The sequence below is a fragment of the Sulfitobacter alexandrii genome (genome assembly GCF_001886735.1).
Classification (GTDB): domain Bacteria; phylum Pseudomonadota; class Alphaproteobacteria; order Rhodobacterales; family Rhodobacteraceae; genus Sulfitobacter; species Sulfitobacter alexandrii.
Genome location: NZ_CP018080.1, coordinates 172,633 through 190,634 on the forward strand (window position 1 = coordinate 172,633; position 18,002 = coordinate 190,634).

The following is an 18,002-nucleotide window of genomic DNA, read 5'->3' on the forward strand; positions in this document are numbered from 1 at the left end:
CTTCCGCGGCGCCCGCGAAAGGCAAGACGCCAGCGAAACCCCGGCTCTCCCGGGCCGAGAAAGCGCGTGAAACAAGGGCCAACCTGATGGCTGCCGCGATCGAAGCGGTCGGCGAATACGGCTTTGCCGGGGCCACGATCGCCCGCATCGCCGAAGGCGCGGGCGTGGCGCATGGCACCTTCTACACCTACTTCGAGTCACGGCAGGCCTTGCTGGACCAGCTCCTGCCCGACATTTCGGTCGAGTTGCTGAACCACATTCGCGAAAAGGTCCTGGAGGCCCCCGACGACCCCATCGCGCGCGAACGCGCCCGGATCGAGGGGTTCTTCGAATTCCTCCGCGACACGCCGCATCTCTTCACCATGCTGCACGAAGGCGAGTTCCACACCCGCGCGGGCTTCCATCGCCACGTCGAGATGCAGACGGAAAGCTACCTGCGCGCGATGCGTTACGAGGCCCGGCAGGGAAACCTCCGGGTCGAGGACCCCGAAGAGCTGCAGGTCGTCTGCCGGATGCTCATGGCCTCGCGCGACTACATCTCGAACCATTATTGCATGCGCGACGGCAAGGTCGTCGCACCCCCGCCCCACGTCGTCGACAGCTACATGAACTTCGCCGTCGCGGGGCTGTTCAAGCCACCGGGAGAACGGGCATGAGCGACATCGAATGGACCATCGACGCGGACGTCGTCACGCTGACGATCAACCGCCCCGACAAGCTGAACGCCCTTTCCAACGCCACCGCCGACGAACTTCGCGCGGCGGTGGGCGAGATCGAGGCCCACCCGGACGCCCGCGCCGTCGTGCTGACCGGCGCCGGGCGCGGCTTCGGCGCAGGTTACGATCTGCCGGCGGTGGATCTGACCAAGACGCCACAGCTCGACGACGTGCTCAACACCCACTTCAACCCCTTGGTGCGCCAGATGCGCCAAAGCCGCCTGCCCTTCGTCGCAGCGGTCAATGGTCCCTGCGCCGGCGGTTCCATCGGCGTGGCGCTATCGGCGGACATCGTGATCGCCGGGCGCTCCGCCTTCTTCTACGAGCCCTTCATCGGCCTCGGCCTCGTGCCGGACGTGGGGAACACGATCTTCATGACCCGTCTCGCTGGGCGCATCCGCGCCAGCGCCGCCATGCTGCTGGGCGACCGGATCACGGCGGAAGAGGCGCGCGAGTGGGGCCTTGTCTGGAAGGTCACGGACGACGACACGCTGATGCAAGAGGCCACCGCCACCGCCCGCCGCCTTGCCAGCGGCTCCGCCGACGCCATCGCCGCGACCAAGGCGCTGATCCACGCGGCCTCCGATCCGGACCTCAGCGCCATGCTCGACCGCGAAAGCGCGGCACAGGGCATCCTCGGGCGGGGCGAGGAAATGCGCGCCGCCTTCGCCGCCTTCGCGGCCAAGGCGAAGAAGGCCTAGTCCATGCGGACCACGACGACCAGCCGCCCGGTCTGCACCGTATCGCCACGCTGGTTGATGACGGTGAAAGTATAGGTCGCCACACCGCGCCCCGGCTTGGACGAGCGGCGCACCTCGGTGATCTCCACCTCGCCATGGATCGTGTCGCCGATCCGCACACCACCGTGAAAATCCCAGTTCAGGTTCACCAGCCCGATCACCCGGTCCCCGAAGATGCCGAGATGCGTGGCCATCCCCACGGCCGTCGACAGCACCAGCGGCCCGTGCGCCACCCGCTCCCCGTGGGGGGTGGTGGCCGCAAAGGACGCATCGACGTGGATCGGCGTGAAATCCCCGGACAGGCCGGCAAAGGCGACGATGTCGGCCTCGGTGATGGTTCGCCCCTGCGTCTTGTGGCGCGCGCCTTCGACCAGTTCGATCATGCCTTGTCCTCCGTCCTGAAATAGTCTGGCTTGCCCGTGGTCCAGGTCTCGCCCCAGTGCTGCCCGCCGCCGTCCACCGTCAGCACCTCGCCGGTGACGTAGCCGCCCGAGGGCGCGGCAAGGTAGCCGCAGGCCTCCGCGATGTCCCATGCGCTGCCGACCCGCATCATCGGGTTGGTCTTGGGATAGGTCGCGCGCGCCGCCTCGGTATAGACGTTCCAGCCTTCGGTCTCGATCGCGCCGGGCGCGACACAGTTCACGCGGATGCCCAGCGGCGCCCATTCGACGGCGACCGACTTGCTCAGCCCGATGACGCCCGACCGCGCCGCGATGGTATGCGCCACGCCATAGAGACCATGGGTCGTCACCACCACGATGTTGACGATGTTGCCCCCCTTGCCTGCGTCGCGCCAGCGCTGCGCGGCGGCCTGCATCATGTGCCAGGTGCCGTTCAGGTTGGTATTGATGACGGCGTCCCAGCCCTTGGGGGAGAAGTCGATGGCCGCCTGCGGAAACTGCCCGCCCGCGCTGTTCACCAGCGTATCGACCCGGCCTTCCGCCTCCCAGACGCGGGTCCAGAAGGCATCCACCGACTCGCGGCTGCGCACGTCCAGCACCTCGCCCCGCGCGGCATGGCCCGCCTCGGTCAGCGCCGCGACCAGTGCGTCCAGCTTCTCCTGCTTGCGGCCCGTGACGACCACGCGTGCGCCCATCCGGGCATAGAGCCATGCGACAGCCCGCCCGATCCCGCCGGCCCCGCCGGAGATCACGGCGACCTGCCCCTCCATGGCATCGCCGGCAAAAACCGTCCGGTGCGCCGCCAGCTCCGCGTCGCTTAACCCGAAGCGCTGGCCGTCCTCAGCCACGGGGCATGTCCTTCAGAAGCTCGCCGGAAATGATCATCTTGCGCACCTCGGTCGTGCCCGCCCCGATCTCCAGCAGCTTGGTGGAGCGGAACAGGCGGTTGATCTCCGATTCCCAGATATACCCCGCCCCGCCGTGCAATTGCACCGCGAGGTCCAGCACCTTGTTCACCGTCTGCGCGGCGTACATGACGGAGGCGGCGGTCAGCATGTGGATGTCCCCGCGCCCGCCCTCGCCGATCTCCATCCGCGCGCCCGCCGAGAGGACACGGTAGGTGAAGGTGCGCATCGTCTCGACGTGGACGTACATCTCGGCCAGCATCGACTGCACCATCTGGAAACTGCCGATGGCACGGCCGAACTGCTTGCGGGTCTGGACGTAATCCGTGGACAGCTCCAGCGCCCGCTCCGCGATGCCGAGGCACAGGGGCGAGATCATCGCGCGTTCGAGGTCCAGACCGCTCATCACGATACCGACGCCCTCGTTCTCTGCCCCGACGAGGTTCTCGGCCGGCACGCGGCAATCCTCGAAGACCAGTTCGGCGGTCTGGCTCCCCCGATAGCCCATCTTCGTCAGCTTCTGCGCCACCTTGAAGCCCGGCGTGTCGGTTTCCACGATGAACGCGGAAATGCCCTTCGGCCCCTTCTCCGGGTCCGTCTTGGCATAGACCAGCACGATGTCGGCCACCGGGCCGTTGGTGATATAGATCTTGGCCCCGTTCAGCACGTAGTGGTCACCGTCCCGCTTCGCCACGGTGCGCATCGACCCCAGCGCGTCCGACCCGGCTCCCGGCTCCGTCAGACCCAGCGCGCCGATCTTCGATCCGTCGCAGAGGCCGGGCAGGTACTTGCGCTTCTGCTCCTCGTTGCCGTTGCGGTAGATGTTGTTGGCGCACAGGTTGTCGTGGGCGACCACCGACAGCGCCATGGCGTGGTTCCAGCGCGAAAACCCCTGCAGCACCAGCCCTGCGTCCAGCAGATCCATGCCGGCCCCGCCATACTCCTCGGAAACGGTCGCCCCCAGGAACCCCGCCGCGCCGATGGCGCGAAAGGCATCGTCGGGCCACCATTCTTCGGCGTCCATGCGTTCTGACAGCGGGTAAAGTTCATTGCGCCCATAGCGGTCCGCCTGGTGCAGAATCTCGCGCTGATCCGAATCCAGTTCGAAAAAGTCCGGTGCGTTGCTCGACATGTTTCATCTCCTCCGCGTGCGGGTTAGCGCCCTTGCGTGAACCCAACTCATTACCTAATTTCGACGCTGCGTTTGGGGAAAACAAGTAAAAAATGAGACCTGCGCCGAAATTCCAGACAGCAAGGCTTGCACGAAGCCCAACACTATTGACAGATTTATTGAGTTTGTTTCATTAGTGAGGCAGGCGCCACGCATCGCAAGCGGGCCAGACCGGGGAGGAAAGCCATGAACGACACCGTCTCGATCCAGCGGCAGGAGGCCGTTCTCACGGTCACCATCACCCGCGAATCGCGCCGCAACGCGCTGAACGAGGATGTCGCGGCAGGCATCGCGCAGGCGCTGGACCAGGCGGAGGGCGACCATTCGATCCGCGCCGTGGTGCTGACGGGTGCGGGCGACAAGGCGTTCTGCGCCGGCGGCGACCTGCAACCCAATGCCGAGGGCACGCCCTTCACCATCGACGCCGCCGACCCCGACCACTACGTCGCGCGGCTGTTCCGCCGGATGAATGCGACCCGCGTGCCGCTGATCGCACGGGTCAACGGCCACGCGCTGGCGGGCGGGTTCGGGCTGGTCTGCGGCTGCGACCTCGTGGTCGCGCGCGACGACGCGATGATCGGCGTGACGGAAACGCGCGTGGGTCTGTTTCCGATGATGATCCTGCCTTTCCTGATGCGCAACACGCCGAATCGCCTGCTGATGGAGATGTGCCTGACCGGCGATCCCATCACCGCCGCCGAAGGGCTGAAGCACGATCTCGTCAACTACGCCGTTCCCGCCGACGAACTGGACGCCAAGACCGACTGGCTGGTCCAGCGCGTCACTACGCGGTCGCCCACCGGCATCCGGCTGGGCAAGCAGGCACTGTCCCGCATCCGCGAGATGAGCTTCGACGCCGCCCTCGAATACGCGCCCTTCATGCTGGCCAACATGGCCCGGACGGAGGACGCCCGCGAGGGCTTTGCCGCCTTCCAGCAGAAGCGCGACGTCAACTGGACGGGGCGCTGAGATGAAAGCCTCGGTGCGCATCGGCGGCGGCGGCGGGTTCTGGGGCGACAGCCCCGAAGGCGCGCGCCAGATCGTCGAAAAGGGCGAGGTCGATTACCTCGTCATGGATTTCCTGGCCGAGATCACCATGTCGATCCTCGCCCGGATGAAGGCCAAGTCGCCGGACCTCGGCTATACCCCCGACTTCGTGACCAAGGTGATGAAGCCGCTCGCAGGCCAGATCGCCGCGCAGCGGATCAAGGTCGTCACCAACGCGGGCGGCATGAACGTGGATGCCTGCCGCGACGCGCTGGCCGCGGTGTTCGAGGAGGCGGGCGTGGACCTCTCCATCGCCGTGGTGCGCGGCGACGACATCTCGGCCCAGGCCGATGCCCTGCGCGAGGCCGGCACGACCGAAATGTTCTCGGGCGCGCCCATGCCCGCGAAACTGTCGAGCATGAACGCCTACCTCGGCGCCCGCGCCATCGCTCGCGCCTTGTCGGAGGGGGCCGACGTCGTGCTGACGGGCCGCGTGGTGGACAGCGCCACGGTGCTGGGCCCGCTGATGCACGAATTCGGCTGGGCAGACACCGACTATGACCTTCTGTCCGCGGGCAGCCTCGCCGGTCACCTGCTGGAATGTGGCCCGCAGGTCACGGGCGGCATCTTCACCGACTGGCGCGATGTGCCCGGCTGGGAGGACATGGGTTTTCCCATCGCCGTCTGCCGCCCCGACGGCAGCTTCGACATCACCAAGCCCGAAGGCACCGGCGGCCTCGTCTCTCCGGCCACGGTGGGCGAGCAGATGTGTTACGAGGTGGGCGACCCGACTGCCTATGCCCTGCCCGACGTGACCTGCGACTGGTCCGGCGTGACGCTGGCGCAGGCAGGTGAAAACGTGGTCACCGTCACCGGCGCCAAGGGCCGCGCGCCCTCCCCCGACCTCAAGGTCAGCGCGACATGGCCCGACGGCTACCGCTCTGCCGTGACCATGATGATCGCGGGCCGCGACGCGGGCTCCAAGGCGCAGGCGACAGGAGAGGCGATTCTCAAGCGCATCGCCCGCCTGGTGGAGCAGGCGGGCCTGCCCCCCTTTCCAGAGACGATGATCGAGGTGCTGGGCGCCGACAGCAACTACGGCACCGACCCCGCCAGATCCCCGGCGCGCGAGGTGGTGCTGAAGCTCGCCGCGCGCCACCCCGACAAGCAGGCGCTGGAGATATTCGCTGGCGAAATCTATCCCGCCGCCTGTTCCATGGCGCAGGGCATCACCGGCTTCGCCGGCGGCCGCCCCGCCCCGCAGCCGGTGATCCGCCTGTTTTCCTGCCTCGTGCCCAAGGCGTGCGTGCCCATGACGCTGGACGTGGAGGGCCGAACGATCGAGATCGGCCACGGCCCCACCGGCAACAGCGCCCCCGCGACCCTGCCCGCCGGAGAGGTCGCGACACCGCAAGGCCGGACGGCCACGCTCCCCCTCATCGCGCTGGCCCACGGGCGCAGCGGCGACAAGGGCGACAAGGCCAATATCGGCATCCTCGCCCGCGATCCCGCCTACCTGCCGTGGATCCGCCGCGCCCTGACGCCGAAGGCCATCGCGGACTGGTTCGCGCACTTCGTGCAGGGCGAGGTCACGATCTACGAATGGCCCGGGATCGACGGGCTCAACATCCTGATGGACCGCGCCCTCGGCGGCGGCGGCGTCGCCTCCCTCCGCCACGACCCGCAGGGCAAGGCGCTGGCGCAGATCCTGCTCGACATGCCTGTCGAGGTGCCCGCCGAATGGGCCGACAAACCCGCGTTCGCCGCCCTTGCATCGGAAGCCACAGCATGACCTATCCCTTTACCCGCATCCTGATCGCCAACCGGGGCGAGATCGCCTGCCGCGTGATCCGCGCCGTGCAGCAGATGGGCCTGACCGCCATCGCCACCTACCACGCCGTCGAAGCGAGCGCCCGCCACGTCCGCGAGGCCGACGAAGCGGTGGAACTGAAGGGCGACACGCCCGTCGCCGCCCACCTCGACATCGCGGGCATCATCGAAGCCGCCCGCGCCACGGGGGCCGAGGCGATCCATCCCGGCTACGGTTTCGTGTCGGAAAACGCCGCCTTCGCCCGCGCGGTGGAGGACGCGGGCCTCACCTTCATCGGTCCCGCTGCCGACACCATCGCGCTGATGGGCGACAAGATTTCCTCCCGCGATTTCGCCCGCGACCACGGCGTGCCCGTCGCCCCTTCGGTCATGCCGACGGAAGACCTCGACGCCTTTGCCGAGGAAGCGGGCAGGATCGGCTTCCCCCTGCTCATCAAGGCCTCCGCCGGGGGCGGCGGCAAGGGCATGTCCATCGTCCGCGAAGCCTCCGAGCTGCGCGAGGCCGCGCGCCATGCCTCTTCCGAGGCGCAGCGCTATTTCGGCGACGGGCGGGTCTACGCCGAACTCTACGTCGAACGCCCCCGGCACATCGAGGTGCAGGTGCTGGGCGACGGTGAGGGCGAGGTCATCCATCTGTTCGAGCGCGACTGTTCCGTCCAGCGCCGGTTCCAGAAGATCATCGAGGAAGCCCCCTCCGCCGGCCTGCCCGGCAATCTGGCGACCGAGATCTGCGAGGCTGCCGTGCGTCTGGCCAAGGCCGCCAACTACCGCAACGCCGGGACGGTGGAGTTCATCCTCGGCCAGGACGGGCGGTATTTCTTCCTCGAGATGAACACGCGCCTTCAGGTGGAACACCCGGTGACCGAGATGATCACCGGCATCGACCTCGTCCGCGCGCAGATCGACGTGGCCGCCGGACGCGGGCTACCCTGTACGCAGGCCGAGCTGACCCGGACCGGCCATTCGATCGAATGCCGCATCTGTGCCGAGAACGCGGAGGCCGATTTCAGACCCGAAACCGGGCGGATCGCCTACCTTTCGATGCCCGAAGCGCCCTGGCTGCGGATGGAACACGCGCTGGACGACGGCCAGAAGGTAACCGCCGATTTCGACCCCATGCTGGCGAAACTGGTGGTCCACGGCGACACCCGCGCGCAGGCCATCGACCGTGCGATCGACGCCCTGTCGGACCTGTCGATCCTCGGCGTGACCACCAACATAGATTACCTTGCCCGCGTGCTGGGCACCGCCGCCTTCCGCGAGGGCGCGCTTCACACCGCCTTCGTGCAGGAACAGGCCGACAACCTCGCCCCGCCTGAACTCGGGCAGGGCGAGCAGGACCGCGTGCTGATCGCCGCGGCGCTCGGCTTCCACGAATTCCGGCAACTCGTCTTCGACGTCCCCGATCTTCAGGCCGCCATCGGCCACTGGAGGAACTGACATGCCCTTCCGCATCATCCTCGACGGCACGGAACGCGAGATCGACATCATCCGCCGGCGGCCACACCTCGTCGTTGCCATCGACGGGCGCGAACACACGGTTCAGGACACCGGCACCGCCGGCGCAGGCCAGGGAACGCTGACCATCGGCGACACCCCCCTGCCCTACGCCCGGGTAGAGACGCCGGGCGGCGTCGTGCTGCGCAGCGGCGGCCGGACCTATACCGCCAACCTGTTGGCCGAGGGTGAGGACGCCGCAGGCGGTGGCGCGTCGGAGGTCCGCGCGCCGATGCCCGGCGCCGTCATCTCGGTGGCCGTCGCGGCGGGCGACACGGTCACGGCCGGAACGCCGGTGCTGACCATCGAAAGCATGAAGCTGGAAACCGTCCTGCTCGCGCCGCGCGACGGGACGATTGCCGAGGTACTGGTGAGCCAGGGCGACGCCTTTGAAAAGGATCAGGTTCTGGCCCGGCTGGAAGAAGATGCAGGAGAGAACGATGCGCAGGATTGAAAGCCGGATCAACGCCAACGCGCCGGATTTCCGCGCCAACGCCGCGCATAACCGCGCGCTGATCGCCGAGTTCCGCGAAAAGCAGGAAGCGGCGCGCCACACCCGCCCGCAACGGGATCTCGACCGGCTGACCAAGGCCGGCAAGATGACCCCGCGCCAGCGGATCGAGATGCTGCTCGACCCGGGCACACCGTTCCTTGAACTGTCTTCGCTGGCCGGAAACAGGGCCTACGATGGCGACAGTCCCTCTGCCAGCAGCATCGTGGGCATCGGCACCGTGTCGGGCCGCGAGGTCATCATCCGCGCCGACGATCCCACCGTGAAGGGCGGCGCATGGTATCCGCTGACGGTGAAAAAGATCGTCCGCGCGCTCGACATCGCGATGGAGAACCACCTGCCGGTGATCCACCTTTGCGACAGCGCGGGAGGATTCCTGCAACTTCAGAGCGACGTGTTCCCCGACAAGTTCGCAGCCGGACGCATCTTCCGGAACCAGTCGATCCTGTCCAAGAAGGGCATCAAGCAGCTTGCCCTCGTCTTTGGGCACTGCACCGCCGGGGGCGCCTATATTCCCGGCCTCTCCGATTACTCCGTGATCGTGCGCGGCACCGGCGCGGTCTTCCTCGGCGGCCCGCCGTTGGTCAAGGCCGCCACGGGCGAGGAGGTGACGGTCGAGGAGCTTGGCGGCGCGGAAATGCACACCTCCGTCTCCGGCACCTGCGACTACCCCGCCCGGGACGAAGCCGACGCCATCCGCATCGGGCGCGAGATCGTCTCGCAATGGGACCGGCCTCGGAAATGGGCCTTCCAGCAGGAAACGCCCGAACCCCCGGCCTACGACCCGGAGGAGCTGTACGGGATCATCCCGAACGACATCAAGAAACAGTTCGACATCCGCGAGGTCATCGCGCGGCTGGTCGATGGCTCGCGCTTTCACGAATACCAGCCGAACTACGGACAGACCCTGATCTGCGGTTTCGCGAACATCTGGGGCATGAAGGTCGGCATCCTCGGCAACAACGGGGTGCTCTTCAACGAAAGCTCGCTCAAGGGCGCGCACTTCATCGAACTGTGCAACCAGAACAACACCCCGCTGCTGTTCCTGCAGAACATAACCGGCTACATGATCGGGCGCGAATACGAACGCCGCGGGATCACCAAGGACGGGGCAAAGATGATCATGGCGCAGTCCTGCTCCCGCGTGCCCAAGTTCACCGTGATGTGCAACGGCAGCTTCGGCGCGGGCAATTACGGCATGTGCGGCCGCGCCTTCGACGGGCGGTTCCTGTTCACCTGGCCGAACCACCAGATCGGCGTGATGGGCGGCGACCAGGCCGCGAACACGCTGGCCGACGTGAAAGCCGCCCAGATGCGGCGCAACGGCGAAACGGTGGACGACGACGTGATCCGCGCGCTCTGGGAGGAAACCCGCCGCGCCTACGAAGATCAGCTTTCGGCCTACTACTCGACCTCCGAGCTTTGGGACGACGGCATCATCGACCCGGTGGATACGCGCAACGCGCTGGCCATCGCCATGTCGGCGGCGATGAACGCGCCGCTGGGGGACGAGGGCTATGGCGTCTTCCGGTTCTGATCGCGACGCGCTGACCTTCTTCTTCGACTTCGCGTCACCTTACGCCTATTTCGCCTTCGACCGGGTCATCGCCCTGGCCGAAGAACACGCCGTGCCCCTTCACCTGCGCCCCGCGCTTGTCTGGGCCATCCTCAAGGAGCAGGGCATCCCCCCTCCCCTCGACAGCCCGGCGCGCGATGCCTATTTCCGCGCCGACATGCCGCGCTCCGCCGCTTTTCATGGAGTCGCGTACAATCATCCGCCCGACATGCCGATTTCGGCCCACCTGGCGGCGCAGCTCTGGCTGGGGCACCCGGAGGCGGTGCGGATCGACCTCGCGCGCAGGATCTTCCGCGCCCGCTTTGTCGACGGCAGGGACATCCGCGATCGCAACACTCTTGTGGCTCTATCCGGCGCATTAGGCACGTCGCAGGCGGATGCGCTGTCGTTCATGGATGCTGACACCAACCGGGCCGATCTGGCCCGCGGTGTTGCCGATGCCGTCGCTGCCGGGGCTCCCGGCATCCCGTTCCTCATCTGGCGGGGCGAAGGTTTCTTCGGCGCCGACCGCCTGCCCCAGCTGCGGTGGCGGCTGGAGCATACGTTGACTTGACCGCCGGTTCCGCTATCGGTTTCCTGAACCGAACAACGACGGAAACCGCATGACCACCAAGCGCCGCGCCAGCCGACTGTCGCCAGAGGAACGCACCTCGGGAATCCTGGAAGCGGCGCGGGCGGTCTTTGCCGAACGCGGCTTTTCCGACACCGTGATGAGCGAGATCGCGGAACGCGCCGGCGTGGTCGAAGGCAGCATCTATCGCTATTTCCGCAACAAGCGCGAATTGCTTTTCCGCATGGCGGAGGAATGGTTCGAAGAAATGATCGCCGGAGACGAAACGACCCTGCGGGCGGTTTCGGGCAGCCGCAATCAGCTCCGGTTCATCGTGCACCGCCATCTTCAGTCGATCCACGACCACCCCGACCTCAGCCGTCTGGTGTTCCAGCACCTGCGCCCTGAACCCGACTACCGGGACACCCGGCTGTTCGCGCTGAACCGCGAATACGCCGCGAGGGTGGTCGATGTGGTCAGCCGCGGAATCGCCAGCGGCGAGATCAGGCAGGGCGTCTCGCCCTCACTGGTGCGCGACATCATCTTCGGCAGCATCGAACACCGGACATGGGCCTTCCTGCGCGACGAGGGCGACTTCGACGTGGACCGGCTGGCGGACGAGGTGGTCTCTCTGGTCTGGGAGGGGCTCGCGGCCGCACCGGGAGAGCAGGACATGCGCGAGATCCTTGGGCGGATCGAAGGTCACCTCTTGCGGGAGTGAGCCGGCTTGCGGGGTCGTCGCATCATGCGCCCCCGCGCCGTCAAAGCACGGGACCGATCGTGGCAATGACATTGTTCCAGATGCGCCGGTGCCGCGGCCATGCCGAAACCTGATCCAGGGTCACCGGATCCGATCCGGCGACATAGTGCTGCTGGCGCTCCCGGACGGCACGCGTCACATCCTCGTCCTGCAGCAGGATATTGTTCTCGTAATTCAGATCGAAGCTGCGCAGATCAAGGTTCGACGATCCGACGAGGGCCACCTTGCCATCCACCGTCAGCGTCTTGGCATGCAGAAGACCGCCCTTGAATTCATGTATCTCGCATCCTGCCGACAGAAGCCTGCGATAATAGCTCCGACTGGCGGCCGCGACGAACCAGCTGTCGTTGACCTTGGGAAAGATCAGCGTCACGGCAACGCCGCGATGCGCGGCGGAACACAGGGCTTCCAGAACCGTCGCGTCCGGGACGAAATAAGGGGTCGAAAGCATCAGGTCTTTCCGGGCACATCCGATGAGAGCGGAGAAGAGCTGCGGAGTGGCGCCGCGTCTTTCGGTCGGCCCGTCCCCCATCACCTGTGCCGCAAAGCCGCCTTCGATCGGGTATGAGGCCAAGGTGAACCGGTCGAGGTTGTCCCCGGTCGCCTGCATCCAGTCGCTCAGGAACAACAGTTCGTTCTGTGCGACAATCGCCCCTTCGAACCGCAGCATGATATCGACCCAAGGTGCGTATCTGGCTTTGACAAGGAACTCGGGATCGGCGGAGTTCCGGCTGCCGCAATAGGTGATCCTGCCGTCGATGACCGTGATCTTGCGATGATTGCGCAGATCGATGCGACTGGTCAGCATCGTGCGAAGCGGCTTGTCCATCGGCAACGCCACGGCCAGCCGGACACCCGCATCTTCCATCTCCTGCCAAAGCGGTGACTTGATCAGGCCCCGCGATCCGAGGCCATCCGCCATCGCCCGGCATGTCACGCCGCGCCGTGCCGCCCGCATGAGAGCCTGCGCCACATCCGTGCCGGTCCGGTCGTCCAGCCAAATGTAGTAGAGCACGTGGACATGGCTTTGGGCCGCGTCGATATCCGCGATCAGCTGCGCGTTCGTGGCCGCCGCATCGGTCATCAAATCCGCGCGGCTTCCGGCGACCGGATGAAACCCGTTGATCGACCCCGCATAGCGAAAGGCGGTCAGGTAGAGCGGATCGATCAGTCTTTCGGTCTCCTCCGGCGCTCCCATCAGATGCGACGCCTTGCTGCGGATCTGGTCGAAAACCTCCTTGTGACGTCTGTTCGCGCGGTTCCCGAGGTCGATCTCGCCGAACAGGAAATAGATAAAGCTGCCGACATAGGGCAGCACGGCCAGGATGATGAACCACGCCAGCCGCGCCTGCGGCGACAGATCATCGCGCAGCAGAATGCGCAGCGTGAACCCGATGACGATCAGCACATGAAGTGCGAGCAACAGCGTCGCCATCAGTGCGCCTTGGTCGATGAAATGGCGGCAACAAGGGGCATAGGCGTCAGACGATCCGAAGTTGGGAGCAATATCAATGTATTATCGGTGATAATCCCGCCTCGCCAGCCTTTTCGAGGCGCCAGCGGCCGTCATAAGTTCGGAACACGAAGGCGAGCGACACGCGAAAGGTCATTCGGTGTCGAAGTCCAGCACGATCGGCAAGTGGTCCGAGGCCCGCGCCGCGAGGGCCGAACGGTGCACGCGCGCCGCGCCCGTGCGCAACGGCCCGAAGATCAGGAAGCGGTCAAGCGCCGCCACCGGCCGCGCGCTGTGAAAGCTCTTGCCCGGAATGATCGCGCGCGCCCCGGCGGGGACATCGCCATTGCGCCATTCATTGAAATCGCCGGCAACGATGAGCGGCGTCCGCGCTGCCGCACCATGCGCCCCAAGCACCGCCATCTGGCGCCGCCGGACAGACCCCGTCAGCGCGAGGTGAACGCCGATCACCCCAAGCCCGGGCCGGTCGAACTGGGCGCGCACCGCCCCGCGCGGCTCAAGCGCCGGCAGCTCCACCCGACCGGTGTCGGCCAGCGACAGCGCGTCCCGGTAAAGGATGACGTTGCCGTGCCAGCCGTGGCTGTCCGGTCGCAGGGCCACGTCCGCGATACGGTAGCCCGCCCGGGCCAGGTTGCCCTTGGCCAGCACACCGGCCCGCCGCCCGACCCGCTTGTCGGCTTCCTGCAAGACCACGATGTCGGCATCGATCTCGGCCAGCACCGCGAGGATTCGCGCGGGGTCGCGGCGCCAGTCCAGCCCGACTGCCTTGCGGATATTGTAGCTGGCGAGCCTCATTGATCGCGCGCTGCGTTGCAACAAGGTGGCGCCGGGGCCGCTGCGGCGGCGAAGTCACGAAAGGCGGTCTGGCACACGGGCATCTGCTCATCTCTTGCCGAAGGGTTGAGCGGAGGATGATAGTGCAGCCGGGCCGCGCGGGAAATGCGCTTTCGCCCGCCCTACGGCGACGGTCCCCGACCGCTGCGCCTTTTCAGCCAGAGCCGGCTTGCGCCGGTTGCCCCGTGATACCCGCATCGTCCAGCTGTTCCCGCTCTGGCAGATCTGCAAGCGATGTCATGTCGAAGGCCACCAGGAACTGCTCGGTCGTCACGAACGTATAAGGCGCGCCGCGCTGCGGAGACCGGGGCCCTGTCCCGATCAGGTCCCGCCCATGCAGCCGCCCGATCAGGTCGCGACTGATCTCCTTCCCGAAGATGTCCTTCAGCCCGTCGCGCGTGATCGGCTGGTGATAGGCGATGGCCGCCAGAACCGCGACGTCGAATTCACTCAGATCGAGCAGCTGGCCCCCGACGTCAGCCGCTGCGCGGACCGCAGGGGCGTAGGCGGGGCGCGTCCGGAACATCCAGCCGCCCGCCACCTGCGCAACCTCGAAGGCCCTTCCCTCCAGACTGGCGGCGAGGTCCTCGACCAGCAGCTCAACCGGGGCCCCTTGCCCTACCACGCGGGCCAGGTCCTCGCGCGACACCGGCGAGGCAGAGGCAAAGAGCACCGCCTCGATCCGCTGCATCCACTCGCGCCAGCGCACCTCCGGCGGCAGGTCGGCCAACTCCCGGTCGAGGTCCGGTTCCCGGCGTGCCCTTGCCATCCCTACACCCCGTAGAGCCGGAAGGTATCGCGTCCCGTCAGTTCGCGCACGGCGCCGAGGGTCACCAGCCGGTCGCAGAGCCGCCGCGCGGCGCGGTCCGGCAGGGGCAGGGCCATGGGTGCCACGGCATCGCGGGTCAGGAACATCTCCACCGCATCACCCGCCTTCTTGGCCCGCAGTTTCGGTGCCACCGCTTTCAAATGCGCCACCCGCCGCGCAAGGTCGGCGGCCTGCCGACCGGCCTCGATTGCAGAAGAAATGAGGGCGTGGTGACAGGCCATTGCAAGGTCGTCCCCGCGTTTGCGAAGGTCGGGGCGTTTCAGGCCGATGGCCAGAAGCGGCACCAACCGGTCCCATCCGAGCGCAAGGGCAAGAGCCGCATCCGCGAGGATCAATGCCGCCACATCGGCACGCGGCGCTTCGGTCAGCACCGTCTCCAGTACCGTCGCGGCGCGTCCCACGGGGCTTCCCCGCACATCGAGCAGGCCCGCAATCCGTTCGGCCTCAATCGAGCCTGATGCGCGGTGCAGGGCCTTTGGGGTCAATGGCCCACCAACGGCACCTCGCCATTTCTGATGGATCTCCCCCGCCGGGCCGGGCAGATCGCCGGGCCGGGCCAGATGGACCGCATCGCGCAAGTCCCCTGCCCGCTCCGGCCGTCCGGAAAACGCCACGCACGCCTCGGCCGCACCCAGGGCCAGCCGCTCCCGCAACAACGCGTGGGGGACATCGCCGCGGCCCAACACAAGATGCAGGTGGTTCAGCGCCGCGCCCGACAAGAAAGCCACATCTTCAATGGTTTCCGCGCATGCGGAGGTGACCCAAGGGGCCATCCGGGGTAGCGTATCGAAACTGTCGGCAGCATATGTCATGCCACAAGCCTAGTCCGCCGCGGCGCTTTCGTCCACAATACGATGCGCAAACCGCCGCAGCCAGTGGCAGCAGTAAATTCAGGGCACCCACAAGGCTGATTATTTGATAAATTGTGCCAGCCAAGGCGACCCCAAGCGGACTCGCGACAATGCGAACGATCAAACCCAGTCACATCCGTCACGAACAACCATGGGTCACGGGCGAAATCGCGTTCGGACTGTCTGACCCCGCCGCCGCATGGGCCCGCCTACAACACTGTTATCCACGCGGCCGCCAAAATTTAACGCAACAGGCCCCTAATTCGACACCGAGGCATTTACTGTCCTGTGCGTGATCTCCTGGCCGGTGTTCCGGTCTATCAGGACGGGCGCGATAGGATCACCCGTTTCGCGCGAGAGCAGACTGACTGAAGGCTCGCCATCCGGTGGAACGTGCGTATCTGCCCAGTCGATCAGTGTCACCAGCAGCGGATAGAGCGCTTTGCCCCGGTCGGTCAGGCGGTACTCGTGACGCAGCGGGCGCTGTTGGTAGGCGTCGCGGCGCAAGACGCCTGCCGCTTCGAGTTTGCGCAGCCGGTCGGTCAGAACGTGGCGCGTTATGCCAAGCCGCTCCTGCATCTGTTCAAACCGGCGTATCCCAAGAAAACAGTCCCGCAGGACCAGCATGGTCCAACGGTCGCCCACGACGGACAGGCCACGCGCGACGGGGCAGGCATTCTTGTGAAGGTCGTTCCATTTCATGCCCACGTCATAGCAAGGATTGACAGGTTCTGAAAGAGAACTTACGCAGGTAAGGTTCCAAAAAGGAATGGACTGACCGATCGTCCGGGAATGAGCGTATCTCGACGGCGGTCAAGCATAGGTGGCGGACACATGAGCAATATCGAGAGCGCGCCGACATTGCGCGATGCGGCACCCACTCTTGCAGGTGCGGCGGCCATCGCGCGTGCGTCGCGCACACGGCTCATGCTTGAGGCGCCCATTGCATCCACGCTGGCGAAACTGGCAGCCCCGAACGTGCTTGCGATGTTCGTGCAAGCCGCCCAGAGCATTTCAGAGGCCTATTTCGCCAGCCTGCTTGGCATTACGGCACTTGCCGGGCTGGCCTTGGTGTTCCCGTCGGTCATGCTGACGCAGATGCTCTCGGCAGGTGCCATCGGCGGGGCCATATCCGCGTCGGTCGCGCGGGCGCTCGGCGGGGCGGACGTGGCGCGGGGCGCTTCCCTGACGGTCGCCGCCTGGATCATCGCGGTGGGATTTGCCGCGCTCATGGCAGTGCTGGTTGTCCTTTTCGGCACCCAGTTCTTCAGCTTGCTCGGCGGCGAAGCCGAGACTGTGGCCGCCGCGACAACCTACGCGCTGATCTTCTTTCCCGGATGTGTGGCGATCTGGCTGTGCAATGCGTCGCTCAGCGTGATCCGGGGCACGGGCAACATGCAGATGCCTGCAATCGTTTTGCTGATGGTCTCGATCATTTCCATCCCCCTGTCGGGCGGGCTCGCCCTTGGCTGGGGGCCGCTGCCCGCGCTTGGCATGGTGGGGCTGCCGCTTGGCGTGGTTCTGGCCTTTGCGCTCGGGGCGTGGGTTGCGATGGGGTACATCGTATCGGGCCGTACCGGGCTGAGCTTTCGCGGGGCGTTCGGGCGCCTCGATGCGGGCATGTTCAGCGACATCCTGAGCGTGGGCGCGCTGGCGTCGATCAACACGGTGCTTACGACGCTCACCATCATCATGATGACGGGGCTGGTCGGCCGCTATGGCGAGGGCGCGTTGGCAGGCTACGGGCTGGGTGCGCGGCTGGAGTTCCTGATGATCCCGGTGATCTTTGGCATCGGTGCCGCGATGACGGCCATGGTCGGGGCCAATATCGGCGCAGGCCGCACCGACCGCGCGCTGCGCGTGGCCTGGACCGGTTCATTGGCGGCGGCGGCGATCGTGGGCAGCATCGGTCTGCTGGTGGCGTTGTTTCCGGACCTGTGGCTGGGCATGTTCCTTGATCCATCCGACACCGCGGCACTTGATGCCGGGCGCAGCTATTTCCGGCTAGTCGCGCCGTTCTATGCCTTTTTCGGCTTGGGTCTCGCGCTCTATTTCGCATCGCAGGGGGCGGGCCGCATGATCTGGCCCGTGATCAGCAGCCTGAGCCGCATGGCCGTTGCGCTGGTGCTCGCCCTGATCCTGACGACATACACAGGCATGGGGGTGGAAGGCATCTTTGCCGCCATCGGCTGCGCCATGCTGGCCTACGGGCTGATCATCGCCCTCGCCATCTGGCGCGGGGGCTGGAGAAAGAAAACTCCATGAAGGCAACGTATCTCGAGAACTTCGAAGCGGGTCAGACTTTCGGCTCGGGAAAGGTCGCTGTCCTGCAAAACGTGCCTCTTACCCGCCACTAGTGTCTTCAAATCG

At 66.4% G+C, this 18,002-nt stretch carries 18 protein-coding genes; 10 read left to right on the forward strand and 8 right to left on the reverse strand.

All coding sequences use genetic code 11. The features are described 5' to 3' along the window. Window positions 1–86: 86 nt before the first annotated feature. Together BOO69_RS20960 and BOO69_RS20965 are read left to right on the forward strand one after the other, a co-directional pair. On the forward strand, window positions 87–656 hold the full coding sequence (locus BOO69_RS20960) for a TetR/AcrR family transcriptional regulator (protein ID WP_172839582.1): 570 nt from the start codon (window positions 87–89) through the stop codon (window positions 654–656). Then, entirely contained in the window at window positions 653–1,417 is a 765-nt protein-coding gene (locus BOO69_RS20965; RefSeq protein WP_071974308.1) for an enoyl-CoA hydratase-related protein, read from the forward strand. Before BOO69_RS20960 ends, BOO69_RS20965 begins: the two co-directional genes overlap by 4 nt. Here the strand turns inward: BOO69_RS20965 and BOO69_RS20970 are convergent. Genes BOO69_RS20970 through BOO69_RS20980 form a run of 3 tightly spaced genes read right to left on the reverse strand, consistent with a single transcriptional unit; the run spans window position 1,414 to window position 3,894 of the window. Then, window positions 1,414–1,839: a MaoC/PaaZ C-terminal domain-containing protein gene (locus BOO69_RS20970; protein ID WP_071974309.1), complete on the reverse strand. Its 426-nt coding sequence runs from the start codon at window positions 1,837–1,839 to the stop codon at window positions 1,414–1,416. The two genes, BOO69_RS20965 and BOO69_RS20970, sit on opposite strands and share 4 nt — an antisense overlap. After that, window positions 1,836–2,705: an SDR family NAD(P)-dependent oxidoreductase gene (locus BOO69_RS20975; protein WP_071974310.1), complete on the reverse strand. Its 870-nt coding sequence runs from the start codon at window positions 2,703–2,705 to the stop codon at window positions 1,836–1,838. Before BOO69_RS20975 ends, BOO69_RS20970 begins: the two co-directional genes overlap by 4 nt. Beyond that, window positions 2,698–3,894, reverse strand: a complete 1,197-nt coding sequence (locus tag BOO69_RS20980) for an acyl-CoA dehydrogenase family protein (protein WP_071974311.1) — start codon at window positions 3,892–3,894, stop codon at window positions 2,698–2,700. Before BOO69_RS20980 ends, BOO69_RS20975 begins: the two co-directional genes overlap by 8 nt. A 225-nt stretch (window positions 3,895–4,119) precedes the next feature. Between BOO69_RS20980 and BOO69_RS20985 the strand changes: the two genes are divergently transcribed. Genes BOO69_RS20985 through BOO69_RS21015 form a run of 7 tightly spaced genes read left to right on the forward strand, consistent with a single transcriptional unit; the run spans window position 4,120 to window position 11,605 of the window. After that, on the forward strand, window positions 4,120–4,902 hold the full coding sequence (locus BOO69_RS20985; RefSeq protein ID WP_071974312.1) for an enoyl-CoA hydratase-related protein: 783 nt from the start codon (window positions 4,120–4,122) through the stop codon (window positions 4,900–4,902). A gap of 1 nt (window position 4,903) precedes the next feature. Next, window positions 4,904–6,712, forward strand: coding sequence for an acyclic terpene utilization AtuA family protein (locus tag BOO69_RS20990; RefSeq protein WP_071974313.1), 1,809 nt, complete (start codon window positions 4,904–4,906; stop codon window positions 6,710–6,712). Further along, window positions 6,709–8,190, forward strand: a complete 1,482-nt coding sequence (locus BOO69_RS20995; RefSeq protein WP_071974314.1) for an acetyl-CoA carboxylase biotin carboxylase subunit — start codon at window positions 6,709–6,711, stop codon at window positions 8,188–8,190. The genes BOO69_RS20990 and BOO69_RS20995 overlap by 4 nt, the downstream gene beginning before the upstream one ends. A 1-nt stretch (window position 8,191) precedes the next feature. Then, on the forward strand, window positions 8,192–8,701 hold the full coding sequence (locus BOO69_RS21000; protein WP_071974315.1) for an acyl-CoA carboxylase biotin carboxyl carrier protein subunit: 510 nt from the start codon (window positions 8,192–8,194) through the stop codon (window positions 8,699–8,701). Next, the gene (locus BOO69_RS21005; RefSeq protein ID WP_071974316.1) at window positions 8,688–10,295 is read left to right on the forward strand and encodes an acyl-CoA carboxylase subunit beta; all 1,608 of its coding nucleotides are present in this window, start codon (window positions 8,688–8,690) and stop codon (window positions 10,293–10,295) included. Before BOO69_RS21000 ends, BOO69_RS21005 begins: the two co-directional genes overlap by 14 nt. Beyond that, window positions 10,276–10,887, forward strand: a complete 612-nt coding sequence (locus tag BOO69_RS21010; RefSeq protein WP_071974317.1) for a 2-hydroxychromene-2-carboxylate isomerase — start codon at window positions 10,276–10,278, stop codon at window positions 10,885–10,887. The genes BOO69_RS21005 and BOO69_RS21010 overlap by 20 nt, the downstream gene beginning before the upstream one ends. Before the next feature lie 49 nt (window positions 10,888–10,936). After that, entirely contained in the window at window positions 10,937–11,605 is a 669-nt protein-coding gene (locus BOO69_RS21015; protein WP_071974318.1) for a TetR/AcrR family transcriptional regulator, read from the forward strand. A 40-nt stretch (window positions 11,606–11,645) separates the two neighbouring features. Here the strand turns inward: BOO69_RS21015 and cls are convergent, their stop codons facing one another. From cls to BOO69_RS21040, 5 genes are all read right to left on the reverse strand, one after another. Beyond that, window positions 11,646–13,079 (reverse strand): cardiolipin synthase, encoded by a 1,434-nt coding sequence (cls, locus tag BOO69_RS21020; protein ID WP_071974319.1) that lies wholly within the window; start codon window positions 13,077–13,079, stop codon window positions 11,646–11,648. Window positions 13,080–13,250: 171 nt separating this feature from the next. Next, window positions 13,251–13,913 (reverse strand): endonuclease/exonuclease/phosphatase family protein, encoded by a 663-nt coding sequence (locus tag BOO69_RS21025; protein ID WP_071974320.1) that lies wholly within the window; start codon window positions 13,911–13,913, stop codon window positions 13,251–13,253. Window positions 13,914–14,106: 193 nt separating this feature from the next. Then, window positions 14,107–14,721 (reverse strand): SMC-Scp complex subunit ScpB, encoded by a 615-nt coding sequence (gene scpB / locus BOO69_RS21030; RefSeq protein WP_071974321.1) that lies wholly within the window; start codon window positions 14,719–14,721, stop codon window positions 14,107–14,109. A gap of 2 nt (window positions 14,722–14,723) precedes the next feature. Beyond that, a complete protein-coding gene (locus tag BOO69_RS21035) occupies window positions 14,724–15,593 on the reverse strand; it encodes a DUF1403 family protein (protein ID WP_071974322.1) in 870 nt (289 codons plus the stop codon). Window positions 15,594–15,890: 297 nt separating this feature from the next. Beyond that, the gene (locus BOO69_RS21040) at window positions 15,891–16,334 is read right to left on the reverse strand and encodes a winged helix-turn-helix transcriptional regulator (protein ID WP_071974323.1); all 444 of its coding nucleotides are present in this window, start codon (window positions 16,332–16,334) and stop codon (window positions 15,891–15,893) included. Window positions 16,335–16,466: 132 nt separating this feature from the next. Between BOO69_RS21040 and BOO69_RS21045 the strand changes: the two genes are divergently transcribed. Continuing rightward, the gene (locus tag BOO69_RS21045; RefSeq protein ID WP_071974324.1) at window positions 16,467–17,897 is read left to right on the forward strand and encodes an MATE family efflux transporter; all 1,431 of its coding nucleotides are present in this window, start codon (window positions 16,467–16,469) and stop codon (window positions 17,895–17,897) included. Window positions 17,898–18,002 lie beyond the last annotated feature (105 nt).